Origin of the sequence: Bacillus halotolerans (assembly GCF_001517105.1) — a bacterium.
In the GTDB taxonomy this organism is placed as follows: Bacteria; Bacillota; Bacilli; order Bacillales; family Bacillaceae; genus Bacillus; species Bacillus halotolerans.
In genome coordinates, this window is the sequence record NZ_LPVF01000013.1 from 76,754 (window position 1) to 102,971 (window position 26,218).

Genomic DNA, 26,218 nt, shown 5'->3' on the forward strand with positions numbered 1-26,218 from the left:
AATGTTTAACCAAAAGCTCATCTTTTTTTATCTGAATGAAAGGTATTCCGGTACATTCGGGGCGATACACCTGTACTTTTTGCAAACCATCTTGTAAAAGAAGAAAGGTTTTGAAAACCGAGCGATTGACTCACGACAGTCAGCGTAACATTTTTCTCAATCAGCATCCGTTTCGCTTCCTCAAGACGGAGGTCAGCTATATAGACTTGAGGGGACTTACCGGTCTGTTTCTTAAACCAGCTTGAATAGTAAGCTGGGTGATAATGTTCAATTTTCGCCAGCTTTTGTATTGTCAGCGGCTCAGACAAATGGCTATGGATGTATGCGATTGACGCATGAGTATGGGTTTGCAGTTTTTCTTTTATGTATTGAACAAGCAGGTGGAGCGTGTGCGCTGAGCGTGTGTTTGCTTCCTCTATTAATAAGTGCCTGATCGAAGACCAAAAAGGATCGATTGCAGCTTCAATCCCTGCGGCTGCATGATGCTCCTCAATTTTCATCGCCTGAAGCGGCACATCCAGCACAAGACATTCATTTCTGCCAATAGAGCGGAACCGATGCTCGCACTCTGGCGGAATATATAAAAATTGATCCGGCTTTAATTTGACCTGCCGATCCTCTGTTTCAAGATCGATATTCCCTTCAAGGGGAAAAAGAAATTGGCTGTATGCGTGCTTATGTGAGGAATAAAGGCGTGTATATGTCCGTTTTTCACAGATAATCTCTTGAAGCGAATTCATCAGCCATCCTCCTTTTTGATCCGGTAATGGTGTTCCGATATAGGCGAGAACCCGATTTTTTCATACAAAGAAACGGCGGCTGTGTTTTCTTTCATCACTTGCAAGTACATATACTTAGCTCCATTGTTCATTGACCATTCAGTCAGAGCCCTGATGACTTGGGTCCCTGCCCCTTTTCCTCTATGTTCCTTTGCTACTACAACGTTGCTGAGTCCGCCATAGCCATCGATAACGGAAGCCGTGCCCACTGCTGTCAGGCTGCCTTGGTCATACATAGTGAAAAAGGTTTTACACGGCTGCATTCGTTTGAAAATGCTTGTATAGCCGCAATGCCGTTCGGGTGAAAATGCTTCCAATCGGATAAAATCATCAATCCATGAAGACGATGACTCCCGCTCCCACTTATATGTAAATCGGCTGTTGTCAAAAGTACGATCTAAAATATCGCAGCATGTTGCTGTCATTTGAAAACATTCATCAATCTTTTCATATCCGCTGTCTGCCAGCGCATCATCCAGTCCTTCCGGAGATGCGTCACTGATTTGAACACAAACGGGCAGACCTAAACTTTTATAGAAATGCTCGATCTCTTTTTGGTAATCTCCTTCTGGCATGTCCGCCGATGTCCATACGCTGTTCGCCCGTTTGGTTACGCCAAAATTCGCTCTGAGAAGCCATTTCCCCATTCTTTTTTGAATATAAGACGGCCATGATGCTGCCGCTAATTGCTCAATTTTGTAAATATCATGCATAGCCTCTTGCCTCTCCCTTATATATACTGCATGATTTATTATACAATATTCAGAAATATAAGACATATATTATTTAGTTTACATAATACTTTTATTGTTTATTGACAGACCCGATAGAAATAATCGAATTGAAAATGCTAAGCTGTCTGAAATGTCTTCCTTTAATTCAAACGCTTCTTTTCCGATTAAAGTCGCGAATCCGTGCAGCAAGCTTCGCAGCCCTCTTGTTGCATGGATCACAGTCTGTTCGTTTGCATAACCGCTGTCAATAAGCAGTTTCGTGACAAGACGGACAATCTGGTTTGACAGGCTTTCAGCTCTTTCATCTTGAATTTTAAGCAAAGTCGCTTCATAATAACCCGGATTTTCAACTGCAAACCCAACATATGCATCGCCTAAAGATAGCAAGGCGGACTCCCCCTTCTGTTCTTTGACGGAATCAGCCATCTGATCAAAAAGCCTTGTCAAACCGCTAACGGCAAGCTCTGTTCTGATTCCCTGCAGCCCGCTTATGTGATTATACAGAGACGGGGGCCGTACATTCATTTTTTTAGAGAGTGCGGCTAGCGTCACGCCGTTTATTCCTTCCTGATCAGCAATCTCTGCCGCCGCCTCTATAATCATCTTTTGATGCAATCCTGCTCTCGGTGACATGGTCAGATCCCCTTCTTTGCTTTTTGAATTGCTAATTTCATCAATTGTTCTGGTGAAGCAAGGAAATTCCCATGTCCGACCGCAAGACAGCTCGGCGCCTTGTCAACAAGCCATTCCGCGCTTCTTACAGCAGCCTCCTTATTCCAAGTGGCGAAGGCAGGAAAAGGAAATGACCATCTCATCTGGCCTGAGACGGCTATTCCCCCGCGTAATTGAAATGCATCCCCAGCTATTACAATTCCGTTTCTTGTGTCCAGAAACGACATGCTTCCCGGGGTATGACCTGGGCTTGAAATCGCAAGGAGAGAACCGATTGTTTCACCACCCGCCAGCAAAGCGTCAGGCTTTGTTTTGATATTTTTTGGAATTCCTCCTTTTATAGGCGTCTGCGGTTCATCTTTTCGCAAAGAAACATCACCTTTTAACAAAAATGAATCACGCTCGGATATGACAACCTTTGCATGAGGGAAAGCTTGGGACAGTGCATCCAGCGAACCGACATGATCACCGTGCGCATGAGTCAATAAAATGTGTTGTAACGGTTTTCCAAGCTGATTCACTGCTTGGATAATCCCTTTATAGCTGTTCGGAAGACCAGTATCAATTAAGGTTACTTCATTTTCTTCCTCTACAAGATAACAATTGACCGGAAATAATGTCGGATAAAACGTCAGCTGCCGCACAGTTTGATTCTGAATGATTCTCATATGATACTCCTCCTGAATAAAAAACTAATGGTGTTAGTTTTATTATTAACTAATACCATTAGTTTTTCAAGAGTGTTATACCAAGTTTATGGCGACAAATATTTTAACCTGCGCCCGCTGCGGTGAAAGCGCACTTTGATCATATTGCTCAAAGTCTCCTGAAAACGTACGCAAATGGCGCTTGTCCCAAGACCAGATTTCCTTCCATGTGTCGAGTACAATGTCTTCAATAGGACCGATTCTTGAAGTAAAAACAGCATAAGCGGAAGCTGGTAAATATATATCCTCATAAGGTTCCGGAAGTATGTCGCTATGCTCGGTAAAAGCGCCGACAGAAAATGTGTAAAACCCATTCTCCTGCTGTTCGTAATGAGAGTATAAAGCGATAATGCTCTGATCCTTTTTATTAGGCGGAAGTAACACGCTCGTATCCTGCTGCCAAAATCGATTCCATAAGAGCGGGATTTGTCTTTTTTCCGTCATTTCCAATGCATTGCTTGTTCTTTGTGACAGCCCTGAAAAGCGCTTTTGTTCTAAATGTGTCATATGTGAATAGCTCATATGATACCTCCTTTTTACCTAGATTATAAAAGAAGAAACCTGACAGCATTGTGTCAGGTTTCATATATTTTTTGCATATGAAAAATCGTTTCTTTTACCTTTTCCCGGATATGAAGGGGTTCCAGGACCTCAATATCCTTGCCAAATTGCAGCAAGAAACCGATCAGCCATTGATCCTCAGGCAGAGATATCACCGCTCGGCAGGCTTCATTATCATCAAATAGAAGGACATCATTTCCAAACCATTCACTTATACGCTGATGCGCACCGGGCTGGACAAGAATGACCAGCTCAGTTAAACGATCCTTTCGATACCAATTCGCATCCCAAGGCAGAGTATCCAGCTGTATGTCTTTTCTCTTATATGATTGCTGTAAAACAGTCAGATCTTTCATCCGGCTTAATTTAAAAAAGCGGAAATCGTTTCTAACCAGACAGTAGGCGTATAAATACCAGCGGCCTGTCTTGCACACCAACGTGTAAGGCTCTGTTTCACGGAGAAGTGTTTCCCCGTTTGCGTTTGTATATGTAAATGATATGGTTGACGACCGATCGATTGCATCACTGATGTTTTCTCGAAGCGCCTTTTGGTCCTCTGTTTGTCCCCATGCCGTCATGTCAATAAACCATTTTTCCGTTTCACGCTTAAATGCCTCTGCGGCCTGGTCAGGTATGAGATGTTTTATTTTTTGATAAGCCGCGCTGTGAGAAGCGGGTTCATACATCGATGAGACGCTCTGCAAAGCGGAAGCAATAGCAAATAGCTCCTTTTCTTTCAGCCACTCTCTTTCAAGCCGATACCTTTCCATCACACTGATCCCGCCCCCGGCGCCTTGTGAGGTTACAATCGGAATGCCCGCTCTGCTGATCGTATCAATATCTCGGTACACCGTTCTGACTGATACTTCAAACAAATCAGCTAGCTCAGCAGCCTGCACTTGTTTTTTGCTGATTAATAACATCACCATCGCTAACATACGTTCCAGTTTCATTTTTCGCACCTTGTCTCCTGCTTTTATTTTCCAATATTATCATACCATTTTATGAGGCTTGGGCATATCTATTATGCAGCCTAAAGGCATCGTGCATATGTTATGAAAACAGGGGCCTCCCCTTCTTTTTTTATGGTCATTGTTTATTTAGACTACTAATTCAAAACGGATAAGCATACACTTCTCAACGGAGGGGATATCACATCATGCATCTTACACTTCAAAGCGTTTATCCTGTCGTGATTATCGTCTTTTTTCTGTATAAAAAAATCAAACGATCCATCGGATATCAGCCGCTGAAGCCTCGCTGGCTTTTTACTCGTATGATTCTTTTTTCAATGTTTGCATTCGGTCTCACCATCTTCAGTCTCATTCATCCTTTTTTATACGGATATTTCATTATCGGCATTCTCGGCGGAGGTCTGCTGGTTTTTTTCGCCAGGAAAAATCTCTCATTTGAAAAACGCAGAGGAAAAATTTATTTTCGGACTCATATTTGGGTAGAGCTTATTCTGCTAACCCTATTTCTATCGAGATTTCTTTATCGTGTAACAGAGCTGTACCTTGCCGCGCCTGATTTACACAGCCTGGGATCTTACAGCCAGTCTATCGGTACTGATCCTTTCACGATTGGCGTCTGTTTTCTGATCGCCGTATATTATATCGGTTTTTCCTCTATTGTCATCAAAATCAGCAGAAACGGTCTGGAACAAAATGGGCACAGTAAAGAAAAAGACATCCTTGCTTAATCGCGACATGCGGCAGCAAGGATGTCTTTTTTAATCGTGTCTTGTATGATGGATCATTTGCTGAAGCACATCTAAAACATGCTCATCCTCGGGAGAATAGTAGATTGATGTTCCTTCTCTGCGCGATTTCACGAGCCGTAGATTTTTTAAAAACCTGAGCTGATGGGATACTGTTGATTGCAGTAAATTCAGTTTCTCCGCGATCCCGTTCACAGCATGTTCACCCTGAGAAAGCAAATGGAGAATTCTGATTCTCGTAGGATCAGAAAGCGCTTTGAAGGTTTGTGCGACCAGAAATAAAGTTTCTTCGTCCAAATCGGTCACCGTTTCATTCGCACGGTCCGTTTCTCGAAATTCAGTCATGTGTCTCACCTTTCTTATTTCATAATTTTATCTTATAACAAATGTCCTTTCATGCAAACCTGTCTCTTCTTGTTCCAATTTAATCTCATAGTTTAAATTTATGTTTCAAATCAGGTTTTCACTTGGTCTGGTATACGTTCTGTGTCATAATGAAAAAGTCATACTGCTGCAAACATTGAGGGTGAAACACAGTGAAGAAAAAGAGAAAAGGCTGTTTCGCTGCTGCGGGTTTTATGATGATTTCTGTCTTTGTCATGGCCTCTTTTTTATTGGTCCTGCTTTTGTTCAACCGCGATTTAATCAAAAAACTTCCGATTGACACGAAAACAATTGTCCTCGAACGTTTAACAGATTATAAACCGCTGGTTGAGGACGAGCTTGAAAATCGGGGACTCTCCAATTACACATCGCTGATACTCGGCATGATGTATCAGGAGTCAAAAGGAAAAGGCAATGATCCGATGCAGTCCTCTGAATCTCTAGGGTTAAAGCGTAATGAGATAACAGACCCTCAACTCAGTATTAAACAAGGCATCAAGCAATTTACCCTCATGTACAAAACCGGTAAAGAAAAAGGTGTGGATTTGGATACGATTATTCAAAGCTACAACATGGGGGCAGGTTATATTGATTTTGTAGCTGAACATGGAGGAACGCATACTGAGGAATTGGCAAAACAATACTCCGAGCAGCAAGTCGAAAAAAATCCCGGGCTCTATACTTGCGGAGGAAATGAAAACAATTTCCGTTATCCGTATTGCTACGGTGATTACACGTACGCGGAAAAAGTAAAAGAAAAAACGAAAACTGTTGAAAAATCTTTACAAGTTGCAACACTTGAAACCATGGAATCAACGGCTCATTAAAGGAGCCTGTCAATTTACTGACAAAGCCCAAAACGATATTTGGGCTTTTGTTATGCTTACAAACCTCAAAAAAGCCATACAAAGTATGGCTTTTAATAATACGGTGATATCATCAAATATACAATAACGCCTGTAAGGCTGACATACAGCCAAAGCGGCATTGTCCATCTGGCAATTTTTTTATGGCGCTCAACCTGCATGCTGAAGCCTCTGATCAGCGTAAACAGCGCAAGCGGCACGATGATTGCAGAAAGGCAGATATGCGTAATTAAGATAAAGAAGTAAATCGGACGCATTATACCTTCTCCGCCATACAGCGTATTCTCCGCAATCGAATGGTATGTGACATAGCAAATCAAAAACAATAATGTTGTCGTAAAAGCTGCTAAAATAAAGCGTTTATGCGCCTTAATGTTTTTTTGTTTAATCATAATCAGTGCCGCCAATAAGAAGATAAACGTAAAGCTGTTGAATATCGCATTCAGCATCGGCAAAATGTGAATATTCGCATGGCTGAACTGATCTAATTTAGGCATAAAAAACAGCACTGCGATTAAACCGTTAATCAGAACTGTCAGTGTAAGGACAATTCCAGTATAATTTTTCGGTTTATTTTCTGTTTGATTCATTTGGTGACCTCTCCTAATTTGTACTGGCTATCCAAATCGTATGCAAATTCAACGGAGATGTCAACGTTTTCGATGGCTTCGTCAGAAATTAGACACACTTCAGAAGGCCGGTGCATTAAAAGCACCAGCCTTTTGATTTATGCCTCTTGCATTAAATGATCAACAACCTTATGTTCATTTTCATTCAGCAAATTTTTTTGGATTTTCGAGTGAATGGGTTTGGTCATATGCTGATCAAGGATGTCAGCCGTTTCTTTCTCACCGGCAATGATCATCCGCTCCCATTTTTTTGCCGCGGCCTTTTGGTCGAGGTTGGCCGCCAGCCGCTTGTACAGTCTCGTTTGATTCTCCGTTACATGATTCTTCAGCTGTTCCTCTTCTAATGAAGCCGATGTGGTTTTAGAAGACTGGCTGCTCTCCCATGATTCATTGATTACGTCATATTCATAATGTTCCACCGCTTCAATTTTGCCTAAAACGGTTTCTATAATTTTTACTTCATTTTGCTGCGTTAAAATAAAAGCCGTGCTTGGATACGTTTTGCGCAAATTCTCCAGCTGATCAAGTACAGCTGTCTCTTCCCAGTAAAATTTTGTTTCAACAGGAATTTGAAGCCTGATCGCTTCCCATATACCGCTATTCGAAACAAAAAACACGAGGCTGCGCGGCATGTTTTTTCCTATTCCGTTAAGGTGCTGATAGATTTTATCCGTGATTGCATTCAGACACTTTTCTTCCTCCGGGTCACTTGCTGCCAGATATTCTTTTAATCTGCCGAACCCTGACTTAAGGGCAATTTTCCATTCTCCCCCTTGCTGCTCTGGATCCCTCATATCTGTGTTGAGATATAACGAGAGAATTTTGTCCGGGGGTTCCAATTGGACATAACGCAATTTCTTAATCAATGAATCAATCGGCATTCATATTCCTCCTTTTGCAACGGATTACTTTTCTTTTTCCTCTCTTAAAACCAATCAAACCTTCCTTGCACTAAATTCTAGCAATTATGGATTTATCATTTACAAACGCCTCTTCTATCTACTACAATTGGTTACTGTGTTTCTAACTATTTTTTGAAAGGGGTTTGATTTTGATTACCACTAAGGAAAAAAACCGCCAAGAGCTTGAAGAAGAGCTGAATCATTTAGAATTTCAAATTTATCGCATGCAGGAAAATATAAAGGATCTATCGAAAGATGCCAGAGTGCTTGGTATTGATCAATCGAAAGATGAAGATTGGATGATTGTTTCCTCGATTGATGATGGCCAAACATGCAAGATTATGCTCACAGATTGTGAAACAGCTTATAGAGGGAAAAGCTGCTTTTCGCTTGTAGCATCCTATCAGGACGATGCCATTCATATTGGGGATATTAAAGGACCTCCGAATTACGGCTTCGGTTCTATTTGTATGAAATATTTAAAAGATATTGCCAGAGACTGCAATATCCCGAAAGTCACCGGCGATATAGCCAAACGGGATTGGAATCATGTGGACAGACTCATTCATTTTTATGAAAAGCATCAATTTGAAGTATCCATTGACTACGATACACAATCAGGAAGCATTAAATGGACGGATTTCTAAAAAAGTCTGGAAGAATATGCCGAGATATGCTGTAATGGTGTAAAACTGTTTAGGAGGACCTGAAGAGTGTTTGCACCCAAACTGAAACCGGGAGACGAAATTCGAATTGTGTCTCCCGCCACCAGCATGTCCGTATTAACAAATGAAGCAAAGTTGCACGCAAAAACGACATTAGAACGATTGGGTTTTCGGGTGACCATTGCTGAACACGCAGAGGAATTAAACGAATTCCAGTCATCCTCTATCGAATCAAGAGTAAGTGATCTGCACAGCGCCTTTTTTGCTCCCAACGTCAAAGCTATTTTAACAACACTCGGCGGATTCAACAGCAATCAGCTGCTGCGTTATCTTGATTACGAGAAAATCAAACAGAATCCAAAAATTCTTTGCGGCTATTCCGATATTACGGCTCTCGCCAATGCTATTTATCAAAAAACCGGTCTCGTTACATATTCAGGCCCCCACTTTTCTACATTTGCAATGAAAAAAGGCTTGGACTATATAAAAGATTATTTTCTGGCTTGCTGCGCTTCGGATGAAGCCTTTGAAATCCTGCCATCACAAGAGTGGAGTGATGATCAATGGTTTTCAGATCAAGAAAACAGGCACTTTCACCCTCATTCCGGTCCTAATGTGATCCAGGATGGTTATGCTGAAGGCACATTGATTGGCGGCAACCTGTGTACACTTAATTTGCTGCAGGGCACGGAGTATTTTCCTGAAACAGAAAATACAATTTTACTGATTGAAGATGATTATATGTCAGACGCAAATATGTTTGACCGCGATTTACAATCGCTCATCCACCTCCCTTCTTTTTCAAATGTAAAGGGGATATTGATCGGCAGGTTCCAAAAAGCATCAAACGTATCAATAGATCATGTAAAAGCCATGATTAGATCAAAAAAAGAATTATCCGGCCTCCCCGTCATCGCAAACATAAATGCCGGGCATACCTCTCCAATTGCCACGTTCCCTATAGGGGGAACATGCAGGATTGAAGCTGATTCGGGCAAATCACGAATATGGATCGACAAGCATTAAACAGCTTACTGCACGAGGGCATATGACAAGTGTCATGTATGATGCATGATGTGTGCTACTACAAATGACTCCTCTCATTAGCGTATACTTAACCGAGACACACAATGAGAGGATACTTACTATGACTGAAAAAACCATTGCCCATAAACAAAAACTGCTGACAAAGCAAGTCGCTGCTTTTGCTCAGCCAGAAACAAAAAACAGTCTGATTCAGCTTTTAAACACGTTTATTCCTTTCTTCGGACTGTGGTTTCTTGCTTATTTCAGCCTCAATGTCTCCTATCTTCTTACTTTAGCTTTAACAGTGATTGCCGCAGGGTTTTTAACCAGAATTTTCATTATCTTTCATGACTGCTGCCATCAATCATTTTTCAAACAAAAGCGCTATAACCATATTCTCGGTTTTTTGACAGGTGTTCTGACTTTATTCCCTTACCTTCAATGGCAGCACAGCCATTCGATTCATCACGCGACCAGCAGCAACCTGGATAAACGCGGAACAGGCGACATCTGGCTGTTAACGGTAAACGAATATAAAGCCGCACCTAGACGCACAAAACTTGCATACAGACTTTATAGAAATCCGTTTATCATGTTTATTCTCGGACCAATTTATGTTTTTCTGATCACCAACCGTTTTAACAAAAAAGGCGCAAGACGTAAGGAGCGTGTGAACACGTACCTTACAAACCTGGCAATTGTGTCATTGGCTGCTGTTTGCTGCCTGATCTTTGGCTGGCAATCGTTTTTGCTGGTGCAAGGCCCTATCTTTCTGATCTCAGGTTCAATCGGCGTGTGGCTGTTTTATGTACAGCATACATTTGAAGACTCTTATTTTGAAGCAGATGAAAACTGGAGCTACGTTCAGGCCGCTGTGGAAGGCAGTTCATTTTATAAACTCCCGAAACTCCTTCAATGGCTGACAGGCAATATCGGTTACCACCACGTTCACCATTTGAGCCCAAAGGTGCCCAACTATAAGCTTGAAGTTGCTCATGAACATCACGAACCATTAAAAAACGTACCGACAATCACCTTAAAAACAAGCCTGCAATCACTCGCATTCCGGCTTTGGGATGAAGACAAAAAACAATTTGTGTCATTTCGGGATATCAAACAAATATCTTTCCGCCTTCCGCCTGATTCAACAGAAAAACAGAAGCTGCGGAAGAACGCCTGACAATTAGGAGGTCTTCTTATACAACAAGAAGGCTTCCTTTTTATTGTTCGGTGGTGCAATCTGGCTTTCACAATGGTAAAGTTACATTTAAGATGAAAAGCTGAAAATGAGGTTATATCATGATCAAAAAGCATTTTACATTTCAAAAACTAAGCGGGATCACGCCTTATATATGGACGATATTTTTCATCCTGCCCTTCTACTTTATATTTAAATCAACTTCTACAGTTGTTATTATCGTCGGAATTATTTTGACGCTTTTATTTTTTTCAGTTTATCGATTTGCTTTTGTCTCAAAAGGCTGGGCCATTTATTTGTGGGCGTTTCTGCTAATCGGCATTTCAACAGCCTCCATTACGCTGTTCAGTTATATTTATTTTGCTTTTTTTATCGCGTATTTTATTGGAAACATAAAAGAACGCGTCCCTTTCCACATTTTATATTACGTACATTTAATAAGCGCAGCCGTCGCAGCGAATTTCAGTCTTGTGTTAAAAAAGGAATTCTTTCTGACACAAATTCCTTTTGTAGTCATTACCCTCATCAGTGCAATTTTATTGCCGTTCAGTATCAGAAGCCGTAAGGAGCGCGAACGGCTGGAAGAAAAACTTGAATTTGCAAATGAACGGATTGCCGATTTGGTAAAATTAGAAGAAAGGCAGCGAATTGCCCGCGATCTCCACGATACGCTTGGTCAAAAGCTTTCTCTTATTGGTTTAAAAAGCGACTTGGCGAGAAAATTAATATACAAAGATCCTGAACAAGCAACACGTGAGCTGAAAAGTGTTCAGCAAACAGCTAGAACTTCTTTAAATGAAGTAAGAAAAATCGTATCCTCTATGAAGGGCATCCGGCTCAAGGATGAAATCATAAACATCAAACAAATTCTCGAAGCAGCTGACATTACATTTATCTACGAAGATGAGAAAATGCCCGAAAATATCTCATTGCTTAATGAAAACATTTTGAGCATGTGCTTAAAGGAAGCTGTCACAAATGTTGTCAAACACAGTCAGGCTAAAACATGCCGAGTTGATATTCAGGAGCTCTGGAAGGAAGTTGTTATTACAGTGTCTGACGATGGAACATTTCAAGGAAGAGACACGTGCTTTTCAAAAGGACATGGCTTACTCGGTATGAGAGAGCGTCTTGAATTTGCAAACGGGAGCCTTCACATCGACACCAAAAACGGAACCAAGCTTACCATGACAATTCCTAATAACTCAAAATAAACAAAAAGGATGGCTTACATGATTAGTATATTTATTGCGGAAGATCAGCAAATGCTGCTGGGCGCTTTAGGGTCACTATTAAACTTAGAAGACGATATGAAAGTTGTCGGCAAAGGAACAACCGGACAGGATGCTGTCGAATTCGCAAAAAAACATCAGCCCGATGTATGCATTATGGACATTGAAATGCCCGGAAAGACGGGGCTTGAAGCTGCTGAGGAATTAAAGGATACAGATTGCAAAATTATTATCTTAACCACTTTTGCCCGCCCCGGCTACTTTCAGAGAGCCATTAAAGCCGGCGTTAAAGGCTATTTGTTGAAGGACAGTCCGAGTGAAGAGCTCGCGAGCGCCATCCGAAGCGTCATGAACGGAAAGCGTATCTACGCACCTGAGCTGATGGAGGATATGTATAGCGAGGCCAACCCTCTCACAGATAGAGAAAAAGAAGTGCTCGAACTTGTGGCTGACGGAAAAAACACAAAAGAAATCGCCCAAGAACTCAGCATTAAAAGCGGGACGGTGCGAAATTATATCTCTATGATTCTAGAAAAGCTTGAAGTGAAAAACCGTATAGAAGCCATTACGCGTTCAAAGGAAAAAGGGTGGTTTAAGTAAAAGAGGATCTTGGCATATGTCCAAGATCCTCTTTTGTTCATCTGCTACTCCCCACGCTGGAACAGGAGATATGTTGCCGCTCCAAGAATGAAAATAACACATCACATGACGCCATCTTGACGTGCTTCCATGGTGTAATATCAACCTGCGGGTCATAATCAGGCTTGTATTCAATTTAGGAACCGCAGCAAATGCCGGTACTCTTTTCGTAAAGAAACCACGAGGACATTAAAGAACCTGATCATCTCTTGAAGATTGTATACTGGAAGGCATATCACACGAATCTTTCATAGACAGAACAAAAGAGGAGTAAACACATGATCTACTCCTCTATTTAGTTTCTTGCCCCTTCACTTCTTCATAGTCTGGTGTTTTCTTTGATAAACCAAGGCGTCATTTTCGCCGTTCATTGTTCATTGGCATATCATCCACCTCTTGATGATAGCTGTATAGCTCTATGACGCGTATAAAACAAATGGTGCGATGACATGGATACAATCCCGAGGGCTTGAACAAAAATGCGCCCTGATTTGACAATTTCACCTTCACCATCATCTGGCTTGAACATTGGCTTGTATATATTTAATGTAAACAAGGTAACTGTACTGTTTACAGCCCCACTGAAAGAGCTTAAAATCACCCTGAATAAAATAGCGGCAAAAATACCATTAAGCGACGTTGGCAATAAGTCGACGATCTCGAGGGTATACAGCGGCAGCATCTCTATTCCGAAGCCATACAAATGAAAAGGCAGTCACTCCCGGAACTACTTTATAAAACACTTCAATCAGTTTAAAAACCTGCTAAAAAAGCCCCTGTCCTTCATCTGAATGTTTAGCGCCTAACGCACGCTAAACAAATTGCATGTTCATAAATACAGGTGATTCAACTAATAAACCTGTTAAAATCGTCGGCCAGGATACATCTGCCGAATTACGAATATCGATTTTATGTAATGCAGTCAGTCTTGCAATTCCGCTCTCAAAGCTGCCATCTTCGACTGCAAGAACGCCGAGAACCACAATAAAAAAATCGTCTAAAATTAAATCACTTCCGTATATCACATCTGCTAAAAGCAGCTGCGATCAGCCCGCAAAAAATGTAGGCAGTCGTTACGCAATAATGAAGGAAATCAGCTAAACCTCATGAACGTGCTGATGCCAAGCGTCTCCGTAAAGCGGAAGACAAGAGCCTTGAATACAGATTGTTGCTGGAATGAAACAGCATAACCTATGATCAAATCGCTGCTCCAAAAAATCAGGTATCGCCATGACTCCTGTTTTTAAGTAACGCGGGCGGCGCACTTGCTTCCCAAGACATGCTGTCATAGAGCCCGCGTAGCTTTGTCCATTTAACCCGGCCATCAGCTCAGTTGATAAATTCGTTATAAAAGAGAGCTTTCAATATATAAAACAGTGAGGCTCCTCCCCTAAGAAATAAGGTTAGAGTATGAACGATACAATAATCATAGCAAAAACCAGCAACACCTTCTGCAAAGACAGTAGATGACAGGAGCGTTTACCTTCTATTCATCGAAATCAGAAGGAGCACAATTTTTCTTTTATCAGCATATTATGTTTTACGTCTCTAAAAAACAAAAAAAGGACACGAGCTTAGAGCTACATGTCCTTTAACTTCATCTATTCTATTAATTTAACACTTTTACACTTACTGTTCTGACGCCCCAATTATGTGCATCACTTTTGTTTGGTACAAATACGTCAATTTTATTTCCTTTTATTGCGCCGCCAGTGTCTGCTGCTGTTGCTTCTCCATAACCTTCAACATAGACTTTAGAACCTAGCGGAATCACGTTTGGATCAACCGCAATAACTTTAGCATTCGGGTTCTTGTTTAAGTCGATGCCTGTTGCTGTAACGCCGGAAATGCCGCCGTCGTTAGCAGAGTAAGCAGTAGCAGTAACAGTTAGTTCTTTTGCCGCTTCTTGTTGATTTGTATTAGATTCAACAGCCTTTTCTTCTGTTTTAACAGAAGTTTCTGCTGCAGCCTTTGTTTCTTGTTTTGGTTGCTGTTGAACAGCTTCTTGTTTAGGTTGCTCTTTTTGCACAGCCTCTTGTTTTGTTTCAGTTTGAGGTGCGCTTGTTTGCGCATTCTCAGTCACTGTGTTTGCTGCTGTTGCCTGACCTTTTACTGAAAGTGCAGATCCAGCATAGATCATGTCAGAGCTTAAGTTATTCCAAACTTTCAGGTTGTTAACTGTCGTACCGAATTTTTGAGCAATCTTAGAAAGCGTATCTCCCGCTTTAATTGTATATTGCCCAGAAGTGGTTGTTTCTTCTGAAGAAATGGTCAGTTTTTCTCCCGTAATGATTGTATCAGAAGTTAACTTGTTCCATTCTTTTAGGTCCTTTAGGTTCACTCCGTTTTTCTGAGAGATCCCCCAGAGCGTATCACCCTTTTGCACCGTGATTTCTTTTGCAGAAGCGTGAGCTCCGAATGCAGTTGTTGAAAGTGCTGCAACTGCTACAAAGGACATAATCGTCTTCTTCATAAGTAAATCCTCCCTTGTTAGCTTTTTATTGGCGGCTAACAGGTGATATCGTAACACATGTAAATGTCAAATCAATAACAAAAAGATATGATTTAGATTACAGTTCCTTTACATGAAGGATTTCTCTCTGTTGGAAAGTCTTACTGAACCCTTGATATAATAGGCTTTTCAAGTCTTTTAAGTTCGAGTCAAAAAAAAGAAAAGAAAATGTGTTTTTCAAAGAAAAAAAGGTTGATTTATGCTTTTTTTGAGTCTGTCACCTGTACATAAGCTTGTATTTCTTCTAAAAAAAGCCGGCCATATTTTGCTCTTTTTTGTTCTCCGACTCCTTTTACAGACAAAAGTTCCTCATCATTTACAGGCTGTTTTCCAGACATATCTTTAAGCGTCTGATCAGAAAAAACGACAAAAGGCGGAACGCCCTGCTCTGCTGCAATTTGCTTGCGTAAGGTGCGCAGCCGTTCAAACAGCGCGTCATTTTCTGTAATGGCTTCTGCTTTTAATGATTCTTTTCTCGCTACTGATAATTCGCCTCTCAGCACATTTCTCCCTTTTCCGCTTACAAAAAGAGTCGGAAATGTTCCATCTGACATCCTAATAAATTCGTCAGCAATCAGAAATTCAATGAAGTCGCTGATTTCACCAACTGATTGGTGCTTTAATATTCCGTATGTTGAAAGGCTGCTAAAACCGTTTTCGAGCACTTTTTTATTTTTTGATCCAGCGAGCACCTGAGCAACCATCGTCTTCCCAAAACGTTCATTCATGCGAATGATACACGATAAGACCATTTGTGCTTCTCTCGTCACGTCATGGGCTGTTCTTGTATCTGTGCAGTTTCCGCACTGTCCGCAGGCTTCAGCTTCCTTTTCTCCGAAATACATCAGAATAAATCGCTGCAAACAATCTTCCGTATGGCAGTAGTCAACCATTTGCCGCAGTTTTTTCAAGTCCTGCTTTTGCTTCTCTTCATTTTCCGATTGCTCGATTAAAAAGCGCTGCACCATAATATCCTGCGGAGAAAATAAAAGCACACATTCACTGTCGAGGCCATCCCTGCCAGCTCGTCCCGCCTCCTGATAGTAGCTTTCCATATCTTTCGGGATTTGTGCATGAAGAACAAACCTGATATTTGATTTATCGATGCCCATGCCGAAAGCAGATGTGGCAACCATGACCTGCAGCTCATCGTTCAGAAACCTTTCCTGCTGTTCTTTTCTGACTTCGTCCTGTAAGCCCCCGTGATACCGCCCTGCGCTGATCTGATTTCGTTTTAATCGCTCATATATCCGATCTGCTTCTTTTCTTGTCGCCGTATAGACAATGCCTGCTTCATGTTTGTTTCTTTTTACATACTCTTCAATAAAACGATCTTTGTTTTCCCCCTTTGCAACTTTTAAAGTCAGATTGTCACGGGAGAAACCGGTATACACCGTGTTTTCTTTTTGAATATGCAGCTGGCTGCATATATCATCATGCACCTCAGGTGTTGCTGTTGCCGTTAATGCCATAATGACGGGTTTGTCATTTAACTCACGAAACAGAATTTCAATGTTTCTGTAGCTTGGCCTGAAATCATGGCCCCATTGAGAAATACAGTGTGCTTCATCTATTGCTACTAGAGGAACGTCAATGCTTTGCAAAATACGAATAAATTCTGTTGACGTTAACCGCTCTGGTGTAATGTAAAAAAGCTTATAAGCTCCTTCTTTCAGCCCGTTCAGCCTTTCATATATCTCTTGATTGGTTTGCGTGCTGTTGATGTAAGCAGCTCTGATTCCCGCTTCTTCAAGAGCATCAACCTGATCCTTCATTAAGGAAATTAACGGTGAAATGACAATAGTTGTTCCTTCAAGTATCAATGCCGGAATTTGATAGCAAATTGATTTCCCCCCGCCTGTCGGCATGATGCAGGCCGTGTTTTGTCTCGCTTCTGTCACCGAACGGATGGCTTCCTCCTGCCCTCTGCGCAGCTTTTCATAACCGAAATAATGCGCCAAAAGAGATTGGGCTTTATGTAACATAACGTGTAACCCTCGCTTTTCCTTCAATTTCTCCCATCATATCACAAAAAATAACCCTGCATTTCTTCTCAAATAGAAATTGAATTTTCGATACTTTTTCAGATAAAATAAAAAGCCATTTCCATAAAGGAAATGGCTTTCGCTACATCTTGCCGTATGCAAGTAAGAAAGTTTTAAACCACCACTCCTCAAAGTGGGTGTTTGCAGAAACGTTCCTGTCGTCCTCTACAATGGAGGCATGACATTCCGGCTTCGATATAAAACTCCCTATTACAGCTTAAAGGTTAAAACTTAATTAACAATACGTACAAAGTAGCTTCTTTTATATAGTACACCATCGGACATATTTTATCAAGGGGCAGATCAATTGTTCAGAAAAACTTTTTTCCGTCCATAAAACTGTTTTTTCGTTAATATATCTAATGATTCGACAAACAAAAAATATATTACAATAAAAAACGGCGCTTTTTAACGGCAAGAAGTCATCACTTTCTTCTATATAATATGTACACGCAAAAAAACTCCTATCTCACGGATAGGAGTCTTCATTCATTAAAATTTAACAGCAAGCTCTTTCGCTTCTTGTAAACCTTTTTCAACAATTTCTTGTGCTTTATCAGGCGCTGCGTTATGTCCCTCAATGACAACTGTGTGCAAGTCTTGAACACCCCAGAAACCAAGAACTGTTTTCATGAAGTTTAATGACATTTCTAGTGAAGCCATTGGTCCTTCTGAATAAACGCCGCCGCGCGCGTTAAGAAGTGCAACTTTTTTGCCGCCCATTAAACCAACTGGTCCTTCTTGTGTGTATTTGAATGTAACGCCTGCGCGAGACAGGTAATCCACATAAGTATGAAGCACTGCTGGCACTGTAAAGTTCCAAAGCGGGAATGCGAATACCACTTTATCAGCTTTTACAAATTGGTTCAGATATTTGTCAGCTGTTGCAGCTTGTTTTTTCTCTTCCTCAGTCATTTCCATACCTTGACCTGCTTTAAATGTTCCGTTAATCATATCTCTTCCAAGGTAAGGAAGGTTTTCTTTATGAAGATCTAATTCAATCACTTCATCATTAGGGTTGTTTTCTTTATATGCAGCTAGAAATGCTTCGTATAGTTTAACTGAAACACCTTCTTCAGCTGTACGGTCACTTGATTTTACAAATAAAACTGTAGACATTTGTATTCCTCCCGGTAAACTTTTTATATTAACTTACAAATAGTATGTTACTTTCTTTTTTATGCAAAGTCAATCACTTTATTTCGAATATGAGATTTTTTCATAAAAAAAAGCAAGTACACTTCATATCGGTGTACTTGCTTGCCATTTTCAGTTTGAATCCTGCTCACGATCTAAAATCTCATACGTTTGAGAGCTTTTTTGATCAATTGTTTCTTTATTAGATAGATCTTTGACCTGTTCATGAAACTCCCTTTCGAATGACGGAGCATCCGTTTCCAAGTCATCCTCTATATCAGCTTGGGCTTCCACTGTCATTCTTGCGTACGGAACAGCTTCTAATCTTTCGTATGGAATGTCTTGACCAGTTTTTTCACAAATGCCGTACGTTCCGTCTTTTATCTTTTGTAAAGCATGATTAACTTCCTCCAAAAGCTCCCGGTCTATTTCTTTTACCGTTTGGTCTGTCATGCGGTCTGTTACAAGTGTTCCGTGGTCAGCCATATGGTTATCGACCCCATTAGACAGCTCTCCTACTTCTTCAGTCATTGATTGTGTTTTCTTTTTTTCGCCAGACAATTCTTTTTGCATATCAAGCAATTTATGGTAGAGATGCTGAGTTTGTTCTTTAGTCAGTGCCATGTATATCCTCTCCTTTTTTTCTCTGTTCCCCGTTTTGAATACTGACAAACCAAAAAAGCGTTTTTATGGCACAAAAAAAGCCAAACCATTCTTTGGAGACGGCTGGCCTCAGTCAGTTTATTCAGCTGCATAAATACTTTGTCAGCACCGCTTGCACTTCGCTTAAATCGGTATCTTTCGCAAATTCTAATTCAAAGGTTTTGCTTCTTGTCATTAATAAAAGTCCAGTATCGGGATCAAACATTCCCGCCTCTTGAATGGCAAAGCTTTCAATCGTTTTATATGGAAGAAATACACGTACCTTCTTTTTAGAAAACACCTTATTATCAAAGAAAATGATACGTTTGTTTGTAAAGCAAATTTGGTCAACCCGGAGCTTATAAATCGATTCTATTCTTTCCCCTTCAACGAGCAAAGCTTCAAGCTTCTTTGCGTCAGTTGATCTGCTAACAGAAAAAACACCCAATGAAGAACCCCTCTTTCTGCATTTATCTATTTTTCTTATGACGAGATTACATTAAATAAAATAAGTCCTTTATCCCTATATAAGAATACGACATAGAAGACATTTAAACCATTACGAACAGATTACATTTTTCAAATTTTTGATTTGTTTCTTGTCTTTTGAATTGTTGTCATCATGTAGTACGCACCAAAAGAGAAAAAAGTTTCATTTTCCGTAAATATTTTTTGAAAAATGAGTTTTTTAACGTTTCTTTTGTGTATCTGTTTTATTTTCCCTTTTTGAATCAAAGAAGAACCGCAGCTTAGCTGCGGTTCTTTGCATAACCATCTGTATCTTCAATGTGACATCTTCTGTTTCTTCTCCCTCAGGAATTCGATCGGTGATTATACCTCTTCAAAATATTCTTTATAGTAACCGCCGATTTTATTTGTATTATCGACGACGAACAGAAATTCCTCTGTTTCATTCTTCACTTCATATTCTTTCCCTGGAGTTAATACGCGATTTACAATGTATTTTTTTGCGTTTGTCTGAACACACTTTACTTTTTTAATGGTTTCTTTTTGAAGCCAATTTTTATGTATCATGATGAAATCTCCTTTACTTGTCTATAAACCTATTGTAGCTTTTTTCTTTTGTAAATTGCAATATCGGTTATTCATTGATTTTGCCTTGTTTTCTAGTATAGAATGTTTGTATACGCTTACTTCCGCAGTAACGATCACAGCTAATTCCTGCTCTTCAATGAAGCAATATCCATACTATCACCAAGAATCTCAGAACAGACCATAAAAATGACTGGAGGTTTGTTACGAATGAGTTCTTTAACGATGCAAGTGAGTAAAAGGCTGGAGACATTTTTACAGGGAACAAAGAAGCTTTATATTGATGGAAAGTTTGTTCCGAGTGCCTCAGGGGCAACCTTTGACACGCCCAACCCGGCGACAGGCGAAACCTTAATGACGCTGTATGAAGCCCAGGCAGAGGATGTGGACAAAGCCGTTAAAGCTGCCCGCAAAGCCTTTGATCAAGGCGAGTGGAGAACAATGTCTCCAGCATCGAGAAGCAGATTGATGTATAAGCTGGCAGATTTAATGGAAGAGCATAAAACTGAGCTTGCTCAGCTTGAAACCCTTGATAACGGAAAACCAATAAACGAAACAACAAATGGAGATATTCCGCTGGCTATTGAGCATATGCGCTATTACGCCGGCTGGTGTACAAAAATAACAGGGCAGACAATCCCTGTTTCCGGCTCTTATTTTAATTACACACGCCATGAGCCTGTTGGCGTCGTCGGGCAAATCATCCCATGGAATTTCCCGCTTCTTATGGCGATGTGGAAAATGGGTGCGGCTCTTGCAACCGGCTGTACCATTGTGCTTAAGCCTGCTGAGCAAACCCCGCTTTCAGCTCTTTATTTGGCTGAGTTAATTGATAAAGCCGGTTTCCCTGACGGTGTCATCAATATCATTCCGGGATTCGGCGAGGATGCGGGAGAAGCACTTACCAACCATGAAGCGGTTGATAAAATTGCCTTTACCGGATCAACAGAAATCGGAAAGAAAATCATGGGCACGGCGGCAAAAAGCATTAAGCGGGTCACCCTGGAACTGGGCGGAAAATCACCTAATATTCTGCTCCCGGATGCGAATTTGAAAAAAGCCATTCCAGGCGCTTTAAACGGTGTCATGTTTAACCAAGGCCAAGTCTGCTGTGCGGGCTCACGCGTCTTTATTCATAAAGACCAGTATGATGAAGTTGTCAATGAGATGGTGTCTTATGCTGAATCACTCCGCCAAGGAGCCGGACTTCATAAAGATACCCAAATCGGCCCGCTCGTGAGCAAGGAGCAGCATGAACGCGTTCTTTCTTATATTCAAAAAGGGAAAGATGAAGGAGCTAAAGCTGTCACTGGCGGAAGTTGCCCTTATGAAGAAGGATACTTTGTCGCGCCGACTGTGTTTGCGAATGTGGAAGACGATATGACCATCGCTAAAGAAGAAATTTTCGGACCAGTCCTGACGGCCATACCATATGAAACAGTGGATGAAGTCATTGAACGAGCTAACCATTCTGAATACGGACTTGCTGCCGGACTATGGACCGAGAATGTAAAACAAGCCCATTATATCGCAGATCGTCTTCAAGCCGGCACTGTCTGGGTAAACTGCTATAATGTGTTTGACGCAGCTTCCCCATTCGGCGGTTATAAACAATCCGGACTCGGAAGAGAAATGGGCTCATATGCTCTAGATAACTACACAGAAGTCAAGAGTGTCTGGATTAATCTTGAGGACTAAAAGGTTTTTAAAAAAACTGCTGCCAGCCAGCAGTTTTTTTCTTTCAGTAATGGCGGCAAAAGCAGATGAATATATATCTTCTGAAGGAGTTGAGCGGGATGAGCACACTTCAGGAGAAGGTGAGGCGTTATCAGCAAAACACCATTTCAGAGCTGAAAGATAGGCAAAATGATGACGGTTCTTGGACATTTTGCTTTGAAGGGCCAATCATGACGAATTCTTTTTTTATTCTGCTCCTCAGCTCACTTGATGAAGGTGAAAATGAAAAAGAACTCATTTCGGCACTCGCAGCCGGCATTCGCGAAAATCAGCAGCCAGACGGAACGTTTAACAATTTTCCTGACGAAACAGGCGGCAATATAACAGCTACCGTCCAAGGATATGTCGGAATGCTGGCTTCAGGATGCTACCATCGAACTGATCCGCACATGAAAAAAGCTGAACAATTCATTGCTTCACATGGCGGCTTGAGAAATATTCATTTTATGACAAAATGGATGCTTGCAGCAAATGGCCTTTACCCTTGGCCCGCTTTATATTTGCCATTGTCGCTTTTAGCAATTCCCCCAACATTCCCGGTTCATTTTTATCAGTTCAGCACATATGCCCGTATACACTTTGCCCCGATGGCCGTAACACTCAATCAGCGATTCACACTAAAAAACCGCAAAATTCAATCTCTCCGCCACCTCGACCCGCACATGACAAAAAATCCTTTGACTTGGCTCCGTTCCGATGCTTTCGAGGAGAGAGACCTCTCTTCTGTTCTGACTCATTGGAAGCGCATTTTTCGTGCACCCTTTGCTCTTCAGAAACTGGGCTTACACACAGCTAAAACGTATATGCTTGACCGGATTGAAGAAGACGGCACACTGTACAGTTATGCAAGCGCCACAATATTTATGGTATACAGCCTTCTGTCACTTGGTGTGTCACGCCATTCACCGGTCATCCGAAGGGCAATAAATGGCATCAAAGCATTGGTGGCTGAATGCGGCGGCATTCCTTACTTAGAAAATTCCACATCCACTGTTTGGGATACTGCATTAATCACCTATGCGCTTCAGCAAAACGGCGTTGCCGAAACAGACGGTACAATGACAAAAGCCGCTTCGTTTTTACAAAAGCGGCAGCATACCAAGATAGCAGATTGGTCTGTCAAAAATCCAAATGTATCTCCAGGCGGCTGGGGATTTTCAAATATCAACACGAATAACCCTGATTGTGACGACACCGCAGCCGTCTTAAAAGCAATTCCCCGCAACTTCTCTCCTTCTTCTTGGGAGCGAGGTGTGGCTTGGCTTTTATCGATGCAGAACAATGATGGAGGGTTTTCCGCCTTTGAAAAAAATGTGAACCACCCTCTTATCCGCCACCTCCCGCTTGAATCCGCCGAGGATGCGGCTGTTGATCCCTCAACCGCCGACCTTACCGGGCGGGTGCTGCACTTTTTAGGTGAAAAAGCCGGCTTTTCAGTAAAACATCACCACATTCAGCGTGCTGTGAACTGGCTTTTTGAAAACCAGGAACATAATGGATCTTGGTACGGACGATGGGGTGTTTGCTACATTTATGGCACATGGGCTGCCTTGACCGGTATGCACGCCTGCGGAGTTGTTCGAACACATCCTTCGATACAAAAGGCAATCCGGTGGCTCAAAACCGTACAAAATGATGACGGCAGCTGGGGTGAATCCTGCAAAAGCGCGGAGGTCAATACCTATGTGCCGCTTAAAGAAGGAACCATTATACAAACTGCATGGGCTTTAGATGCTTTATTACAATTTGAAAAACCCAGTCATTCAGCAATTGTGAAAGGAATGAACTACCTCATGGACAACAGTTCTCAAGACGGTAGAAGCTTGACTTATCCAGTGGGTATCGGGCTGCCAAAGCAATTTTATATTCGTTACCATAGTTACCCTTATGTGTTCCCTTTGTTGGCTGTCAGCAAGTATTTGAATTCTATTGAAAAGGAGACAGCAAATGAAACGTGAATCTTATCAAAACGAGATGTTCAATTGGTGTGAAGCCTTAAAAGATCAGATTCAAAAACGAGGACAGCTTGATCAATTTGAGGATCAAATCGAAAAGATGATTGAAGCGCTGGAGGATGACCAGACGACAGAAGAAGAGTGGTATCAGCAGGCCGCCACACTCTATCGTGATATTACACAATCAGAAGAAACAGGTGAAAGACGTGCCTTCGTTCCTATAGGAAAACATGTTCTCCCAAAGCTTCCGTACAAGTACTCCGCTTTAGAACCTTATATTTCACGTGATATTATGGTGCTTCATCATACAAAGCATCATCAAAGCTATGTTGACGGACTGAATAAAGCAGAATTGGCGCTTAAGAATGCCAGAGCTTCAAAGAACTATGACTTGATCACTCATTGGGAAAGAGAGCTGGCATTTCATGGAGCCGGCCATTATTTGCACAGTATTTTTTGGTTTTCTATGCATCCAAATGGAAAAAGACGTCCTACTGGAGCATTGTTTCAAATGATCGATCTTTCATTTGGAAGCTATTCGGCCTTTAAGGAGCATTTTACCCAAGCTGCAAAAAAAGTGGAGGGTGTCGGGTGGGCCATTCTTGTCTGGTCCCCTCGTTCCGGACGGCTTGAGATTTTAGCCGCAGAGAAGCACCAGCACTTCAGCCAGTGGGATGTTATCCCTCTTTTGCCGCTTGATGTATGGGAACATGCTTACTATTTGCAATATAAAAATGACCGCGGGAGCTATGTTGATCATTGGTGGAATGTAGTCGATTGGCGTGAAGCCGAAAAACGTTTTGAACAGGCAAAAGAAGTTGTATGGAAACTCTATTAAAAAAGCCCCCTTTTCCAGGGGGCTTCATTTTTTAAAAAACACCTAATACATGTAAAAATACAATAATGATTGCAACAGGTGAAAGATAACGTATCAGCAGAAGCCAAACCGCGAACCACTTTCGCTTGAGGTTTGAGCCGCTTTTCAGCTCGTTAAACAAATCCTCTTTCGGTATTTTTAACGGTACAAAGATAGAAATCAATAACGCTCCTAACGGCATTAAAATATTGCTGACCAGAAAATCAGCTGCGTCAAAAATAGACATGTGAAAAATGGTAACATCACTTAAAACCCCGTATGATAACGCAGACGGTACGCCGACCAGAAAGATAGCAATCCCGCCGATCCAAGCAAATCGTTTTCTTTTACTAACATCGCCTTTAGAAAGCACAGCGACCAAAATTTCAAGCATTGAAAAGGCAGAGGTCAGTGCCGCAAATAAAAATAGAATTAAAAATGCTAATAAAAAGACAATTCCGAACGGCATTTGATTAAACACAGTCGGCAGCACATTAAATAACAGAACAGGCCCTTGATCCGGTTTGAGGCCGAATGAAAAAACAGCTGGAAAGATCGCGATGCCCGCCATAATGGCGACAAGGACATTCAAAACCGTAACAGATACAGCAGACTGCACCAGATTTTCTTGTTTCTCTAGATAAGCACTATACGTTACCATTACAGATACACCGACACTTAATAAGAAGAAGGACTGGCCCATCGCATATAATATCGTATTGGCGTCAATCGCAGAGATATCAGGTGTCAGGAAAAACTTAATACCTTCTATCGCTCCATGAAGTGTAACTGAACGCACCATTAAAATGATAAATAATATAAAAAGCGCCGGCATTAAAATTTGGCTTGCTTTTTCAATTCCGCTGCTTACACCTTTTGCGACAACCAAAATTGTCACCAGCATAAACAGCAGCTGGCCTCCTACAGCCAAATAAGGATTTGAAATAGTATTCGCAAACAGCGTATTAAATCCTGACGTATGCGATAAACCGCCGGTAAAGCCTTTAAAAATGTAATTTAAAATCCATCCGCCGACGACGCTGTAGAATGATAACAGAATAAAGCACGTCGCCATGCCCAAATAGCCTATCCAATGCCACTTAGACCCTGGAGCAAGAGATTTATAGGATTGGACGGCATCTTGCTGTGTTTTTCTGCCTATGATGAATTCACCGAGCAATAATGGCAGTCCGATTAAAATTGTAAATAAAATAAAAATAAATAAAAACGCGCCTCCTCCGCTGGTGCCTGCTACATATGGGAATTTCCATATTGCACCGAGACCGATAGCCGATCCAGCCGCAGCTAAAATAAAGCCCAGCTTCGAAGACCATTGATTAGCTTCCTTCACCCTATCACTCCTATTTTCCAAAACAGCTTAAAGGTTCATTGTAAGAATATCTACCTATATAGTCAAGAATATTTTGATTAGTTTACATAATATATTTATCATCTATTTCCATAGATATATCAGAATACAGTCAATCTATCAATATTGAATTATTCAGAAAATTAATTATAATAGGGGAATACCAAAAAATCTGTAAGGATTTCTGCTGGAGTTCTT

Annotated in this window: 28 protein-coding genes, 1 other RNA gene and 1 pseudogene; 10 read left to right on the forward strand and 20 right to left on the reverse strand. The window is 41.3% G+C overall.

Annotated elements, in window-relative coordinates; translation table 11 throughout:
* Nucleotides 1–17 precede the first annotated feature (17 nt).
* The 6 genes from AU387_RS18365 to AU387_RS18390 form a co-directional block, all read right to left on the reverse strand.
* Nucleotides 18–740 carry an AraC family transcriptional regulator gene (locus tag AU387_RS18365; protein ID WP_059336557.1) on the reverse strand — a complete coding sequence of 241 codons (723 nt, stop codon included), beginning with the start codon at nt 738–740 and terminating at the stop codon, nt 18–20.
* Nucleotides 740–1,492, reverse strand: a complete 753-nt coding sequence (locus AU387_RS18370; protein WP_059293261.1) for a GNAT family N-acetyltransferase — start codon at nt 1,490–1,492, stop codon at nt 740–742. The genes AU387_RS18365 and AU387_RS18370 overlap by 1 nt, the downstream gene beginning before the upstream one ends.
* 78 nt (nt 1,493–1,570) lie before the next feature.
* Nucleotides 1,571–2,146 (reverse strand): TetR/AcrR family transcriptional regulator, encoded by a 576-nt coding sequence (locus AU387_RS18375; RefSeq protein ID WP_059336558.1) that lies wholly within the window; start codon nt 2,144–2,146, stop codon nt 1,571–1,573.
* Between the two features lie 2 nt (nt 2,147–2,148).
* Nucleotides 2,149–2,853 carry an MBL fold metallo-hydrolase gene (locus tag AU387_RS18380; RefSeq protein WP_059336559.1) on the reverse strand — a complete coding sequence of 235 codons (705 nt, stop codon included), beginning with the start codon at nt 2,851–2,853 and terminating at the stop codon, nt 2,149–2,151.
* Between the two features lie 75 nt (nt 2,854–2,928).
* Entirely contained in the window at nt 2,929–3,414 is a 486-nt protein-coding gene (locus AU387_RS18385) for a GyrI-like domain-containing protein (RefSeq protein ID WP_059336560.1), read from the reverse strand.
* 53 nt (nt 3,415–3,467) lie between these two features.
* Nucleotides 3,468–4,406, reverse strand: a complete 939-nt coding sequence (locus tag AU387_RS18390) for a helix-turn-helix transcriptional regulator (protein WP_059336561.1) — start codon at nt 4,404–4,406, stop codon at nt 3,468–3,470.
* A gap of 206 nt (nt 4,407–4,612) precedes the next feature.
* Between AU387_RS18390 and csk22 the strand changes: the two genes are divergently transcribed.
* On the forward strand, nt 4,613–5,155 hold the full coding sequence (gene csk22, locus AU387_RS18395; RefSeq protein ID WP_044155576.1) for a mother cell-specific sporulation protein Csk22: 543 nt from the start codon (nt 4,613–4,615) through the stop codon (nt 5,153–5,155).
* 30 nt (nt 5,156–5,185) lie between these two features.
* Here the strand turns inward: csk22 and czrA are convergent, their stop codons facing one another.
* Nucleotides 5,186–5,518 carry a Zn(II)-responsive metalloregulatory transcriptional repressor CzrA gene (gene czrA, locus AU387_RS18400; protein ID WP_024121707.1) on the reverse strand — a complete coding sequence of 111 codons (333 nt, stop codon included), beginning with the start codon at nt 5,516–5,518 and terminating at the stop codon, nt 5,186–5,188.
* 191 nt (nt 5,519–5,709) lie between these two features.
* Between czrA and AU387_RS18405 the strand changes: the two genes are divergently transcribed.
* Complete coding sequence (locus AU387_RS18405) at nt 5,710–6,384, forward strand: lysozyme family protein (RefSeq protein WP_024121708.1); 675 nt, start codon at nt 5,710–5,712, stop codon at nt 6,382–6,384.
* Between the two features lie 92 nt (nt 6,385–6,476).
* Here AU387_RS18405 and AU387_RS18410 read toward each other — a convergent pair whose 3' ends face one another.
* Both AU387_RS18410 and AU387_RS18415 read right to left on the reverse strand, forming a co-directional pair.
* Nucleotides 6,477–7,013, reverse strand: coding sequence for a DUF420 domain-containing protein (locus AU387_RS18410; RefSeq protein ID WP_003231280.1), 537 nt, complete (start codon nt 7,011–7,013; stop codon nt 6,477–6,479).
* A gap of 137 nt (nt 7,014–7,150) precedes the next feature.
* Nucleotides 7,151–7,933 (reverse strand): VLRF1 family aeRF1-type release factor, encoded by a 783-nt coding sequence (locus tag AU387_RS18415; protein ID WP_059336562.1) that lies wholly within the window; start codon nt 7,931–7,933, stop codon nt 7,151–7,153.
* Nucleotides 7,934–8,103: 170 nt separating this feature from the next.
* Here AU387_RS18415 and AU387_RS18420 point away from each other — a divergent pair, with 170 nt between their 5' ends.
* From AU387_RS18420 to desR, 5 genes are all read left to right on the forward strand, one after another.
* Nucleotides 8,104–8,601, forward strand: a complete 498-nt coding sequence (locus AU387_RS18420; protein ID WP_024121710.1) for a hypothetical protein — start codon at nt 8,104–8,106, stop codon at nt 8,599–8,601.
* 66 nt (nt 8,602–8,667) lie between these two features.
* A complete protein-coding gene (locus AU387_RS18425; protein ID WP_059336563.1) occupies nt 8,668–9,645 on the forward strand; it encodes a S66 family peptidase in 978 nt (325 codons plus the stop codon).
* 121 nt (nt 9,646–9,766) lie between these two features.
* Nucleotides 9,767–10,825 (forward strand): Delta(5) desaturase DesA, encoded by a 1,059-nt coding sequence (gene desA / locus AU387_RS18430; protein ID WP_044155570.1) that lies wholly within the window; start codon nt 9,767–9,769, stop codon nt 10,823–10,825.
* Between the two features lie 119 nt (nt 10,826–10,944).
* Nucleotides 10,945–12,057: a two-component sensor histidine kinase DesK gene (gene desK, locus AU387_RS18435; RefSeq protein WP_044155565.1), complete on the forward strand. Its 1,113-nt coding sequence runs from the start codon at nt 10,945–10,947 to the stop codon at nt 12,055–12,057.
* Between the two features lie 18 nt (nt 12,058–12,075).
* The gene (desR, locus tag AU387_RS18440) at nt 12,076–12,675 is read left to right on the forward strand and encodes a two-component system response regulator DesR (RefSeq protein ID WP_044155563.1); all 600 of its coding nucleotides are present in this window, start codon (nt 12,076–12,078) and stop codon (nt 12,673–12,675) included.
* A 330-nt stretch (nt 12,676–13,005) separates the two neighbouring features.
* Here the strand turns inward: desR and AU387_RS22160 are convergent.
* The 10 genes and pseudogenes from AU387_RS22160 to AU387_RS18485 form a co-directional block, all read right to left on the reverse strand.
* Nucleotides 13,006–13,082, reverse strand: a pseudogene (locus AU387_RS22160) (lipoprotein); the annotation flags it as partial.
* Nucleotides 13,083–13,099: 17 nt separating this feature from the next.
* Complete coding sequence (locus tag AU387_RS22165) at nt 13,100–13,396, reverse strand: sodium:solute symporter family transporter (protein ID WP_232460809.1); 297 nt, start codon at nt 13,394–13,396, stop codon at nt 13,100–13,102.
* A gap of 130 nt (nt 13,397–13,526) precedes the next feature.
* On the reverse strand, nt 13,527–13,739 hold the full coding sequence (locus AU387_RS22170) for a hypothetical protein (protein WP_059336565.1): 213 nt from the start codon (nt 13,737–13,739) through the stop codon (nt 13,527–13,529).
* A 584-nt stretch (nt 13,740–14,323) separates the two neighbouring features.
* The gene (locus AU387_RS18455) at nt 14,324–15,187 is read right to left on the reverse strand and encodes a LysM peptidoglycan-binding and 3D domain-containing protein (RefSeq protein WP_059293267.1); all 864 of its coding nucleotides are present in this window, start codon (nt 15,185–15,187) and stop codon (nt 14,324–14,326) included.
* A gap of 236 nt (nt 15,188–15,423) precedes the next feature.
* Entirely contained in the window at nt 15,424–17,211 is a 1,788-nt protein-coding gene (recQ, locus tag AU387_RS18460; RefSeq protein ID WP_059336566.1) for a DNA helicase RecQ, read from the reverse strand.
* A 135-nt stretch (nt 17,212–17,346) separates the two neighbouring features.
* Nucleotides 17,347–17,533: non-coding RNA, 6S RNA (gene ssrS / locus AU387_RS18465), on the reverse strand.
* Between the two features lie 230 nt (nt 17,534–17,763).
* A complete protein-coding gene (gene azoJ, locus AU387_RS18470; protein ID WP_024121718.1) occupies nt 17,764–18,390 on the reverse strand; it encodes an FMN-dependent NADH-azoreductase AzoJ in 627 nt (208 codons plus the stop codon).
* A gap of 150 nt (nt 18,391–18,540) precedes the next feature.
* Nucleotides 18,541–19,032 carry a TraR/DksA family transcriptional regulator gene (locus AU387_RS18475; protein ID WP_059293268.1) on the reverse strand — a complete coding sequence of 164 codons (492 nt, stop codon included), beginning with the start codon at nt 19,030–19,032 and terminating at the stop codon, nt 18,541–18,543.
* Nucleotides 19,033–19,153: 121 nt separating this feature from the next.
* Nucleotides 19,154–19,498, reverse strand: a complete 345-nt coding sequence (locus AU387_RS18480) for a PH domain-containing protein (protein ID WP_059336567.1) — start codon at nt 19,496–19,498, stop codon at nt 19,154–19,156.
* A gap of 383 nt (nt 19,499–19,881) precedes the next feature.
* Nucleotides 19,882–20,085, reverse strand: coding sequence for a DUF6501 family protein (locus tag AU387_RS18485; RefSeq protein ID WP_059336568.1), 204 nt, complete (start codon nt 20,083–20,085; stop codon nt 19,882–19,884).
* A 228-nt stretch (nt 20,086–20,313) separates the two neighbouring features.
* Between AU387_RS18485 and dhaS the strand changes: the two genes are divergently transcribed.
* The 3 genes from dhaS to AU387_RS18500 all read left to right on the forward strand — a co-directional run bounded on the left by dhaS (nt 20,314) and on the right by AU387_RS18500 (nt 24,633).
* On the forward strand, nt 20,314–21,801 hold the full coding sequence (gene dhaS / locus AU387_RS18490) for an aldehyde dehydrogenase DhaS (protein WP_024121723.1): 1,488 nt from the start codon (nt 20,314–20,316) through the stop codon (nt 21,799–21,801).
* Nucleotides 21,802–21,899: 98 nt separating this feature from the next.
* Nucleotides 21,900–23,798, forward strand: coding sequence for a terpene cyclase/mutase family protein (locus AU387_RS18495; RefSeq protein ID WP_059336569.1), 1,899 nt, complete (start codon nt 21,900–21,902; stop codon nt 23,796–23,798).
* The gene (locus AU387_RS18500) at nt 23,788–24,633 is read left to right on the forward strand and encodes a superoxide dismutase (protein ID WP_044155550.1); all 846 of its coding nucleotides are present in this window, start codon (nt 23,788–23,790) and stop codon (nt 24,631–24,633) included. Before AU387_RS18495 ends, AU387_RS18500 begins: the two co-directional genes overlap by 11 nt.
* A 31-nt stretch (nt 24,634–24,664) precedes the next feature.
* Here the strand turns inward: AU387_RS18500 and AU387_RS18505 are convergent, their stop codons facing one another.
* Nucleotides 24,665–26,002, reverse strand: a complete 1,338-nt coding sequence (locus AU387_RS18505) for a sodium-dependent transporter (protein WP_044155549.1) — start codon at nt 26,000–26,002, stop codon at nt 24,665–24,667.
* Nucleotides 26,003–26,218 lie beyond the last annotated feature (216 nt).

What these genes read in the sequence shown, in the direction of transcription:
- AU387_RS18365 (WP_059336557.1), bottom strand. Translation starts at nt 740, where the DNA reads ATGAATTCGCTTCAAGAGATTATCTGTGAAAAACGGACATATACACGC.
- AU387_RS18370 (WP_059293261.1), bottom strand. Translation starts at nt 1,492, where the DNA reads ATGCATGATATTTACAAAATTGAGCAATTAGCGGCAGCATCATGGCCG.
- AU387_RS18375 (WP_059336558.1), bottom strand. Translation starts at nt 2,146, where the DNA reads ATGTCACCGAGAGCAGGATTGCATCAAAAGATGATTATAGAGGCGGCG.
- AU387_RS18380 (WP_059336559.1), bottom strand. Translation starts at nt 2,853, where the DNA reads ATGAGAATCATTCAGAATCAAACTGTGCGGCAGCTGACGTTTTATCCG.
- AU387_RS18385 (WP_059336560.1), bottom strand. Translation starts at nt 3,414, where the DNA reads ATGAGCTATTCACATATGACACATTTAGAACAAAAGCGCTTTTCAGGG.
- AU387_RS18390 (WP_059336561.1), bottom strand. Translation starts at nt 4,406, where the DNA reads ATGAAACTGGAACGTATGTTAGCGATGGTGATGTTATTAATCAGCAAA.
- csk22 (WP_044155576.1), top strand. Translation starts at nt 4,613, where the DNA reads ATGCATCTTACACTTCAAAGCGTTTATCCTGTCGTGATTATCGTCTTT.
- czrA (WP_024121707.1), bottom strand. Translation starts at nt 5,518, where the DNA reads ATGACTGAATTTCGAGAAACGGACCGTGCGAATGAAACGGTGACCGAT.
- AU387_RS18410 (WP_003231280.1), bottom strand. Translation starts at nt 7,013, where the DNA reads ATGAATCAAACAGAAAATAAACCGAAAAATTATACTGGAATTGTCCTT.
- AU387_RS18415 (WP_059336562.1), bottom strand. Translation starts at nt 7,933, where the DNA reads ATGCCGATTGATTCATTGATTAAGAAATTGCGTTATGTCCAATTGGAA.
- desA (WP_044155570.1), top strand. Translation starts at nt 9,767, where the DNA reads ATGACTGAAAAAACCATTGCCCATAAACAAAAACTGCTGACAAAGCAA.
- desK (WP_044155565.1), top strand. Translation starts at nt 10,945, where the DNA reads ATGATCAAAAAGCATTTTACATTTCAAAAACTAAGCGGGATCACGCCT.
- desR (WP_044155563.1), top strand. Translation starts at nt 12,076, where the DNA reads ATGATTAGTATATTTATTGCGGAAGATCAGCAAATGCTGCTGGGCGCT.
- AU387_RS22165 (WP_232460809.1), bottom strand. Translation starts at nt 13,396, where the DNA reads ATGCTGCCGCTGTATACCCTCGAGATCGTCGACTTATTGCCAACGTCG.
- AU387_RS18455 (WP_059293267.1), bottom strand. Translation starts at nt 15,187, where the DNA reads ATGAAGAAGACGATTATGTCCTTTGTAGCAGTTGCAGCACTTTCAACA.
- recQ (WP_059336566.1), bottom strand. Translation starts at nt 17,211, where the DNA reads ATGTTACATAAAGCCCAATCTCTTTTGGCGCATTATTTCGGTTATGAA.
- azoJ (WP_024121718.1), bottom strand. Translation starts at nt 18,390, where the DNA reads ATGTCTACAGTTTTATTTGTAAAATCAAGTGACCGTACAGCTGAAGAA.
- AU387_RS18475 (WP_059293268.1), bottom strand. Translation starts at nt 19,032, where the DNA reads ATGGCACTGACTAAAGAACAAACTCAGCATCTCTACCATAAATTGCTT.
- AU387_RS18485 (WP_059336568.1), bottom strand. Translation starts at nt 20,085, where the DNA reads ATGATACATAAAAATTGGCTTCAAAAAGAAACCATTAAAAAAGTAAAG.
- dhaS (WP_024121723.1), top strand. Translation starts at nt 20,314, where the DNA reads ATGAGTTCTTTAACGATGCAAGTGAGTAAAAGGCTGGAGACATTTTTA.
- AU387_RS18495 (WP_059336569.1), top strand. Translation starts at nt 21,900, where the DNA reads ATGAGCACACTTCAGGAGAAGGTGAGGCGTTATCAGCAAAACACCATT.
- AU387_RS18500 (WP_044155550.1), top strand. Translation starts at nt 23,788, where the DNA reads ATGAAACGTGAATCTTATCAAAACGAGATGTTCAATTGGTGTGAAGCC.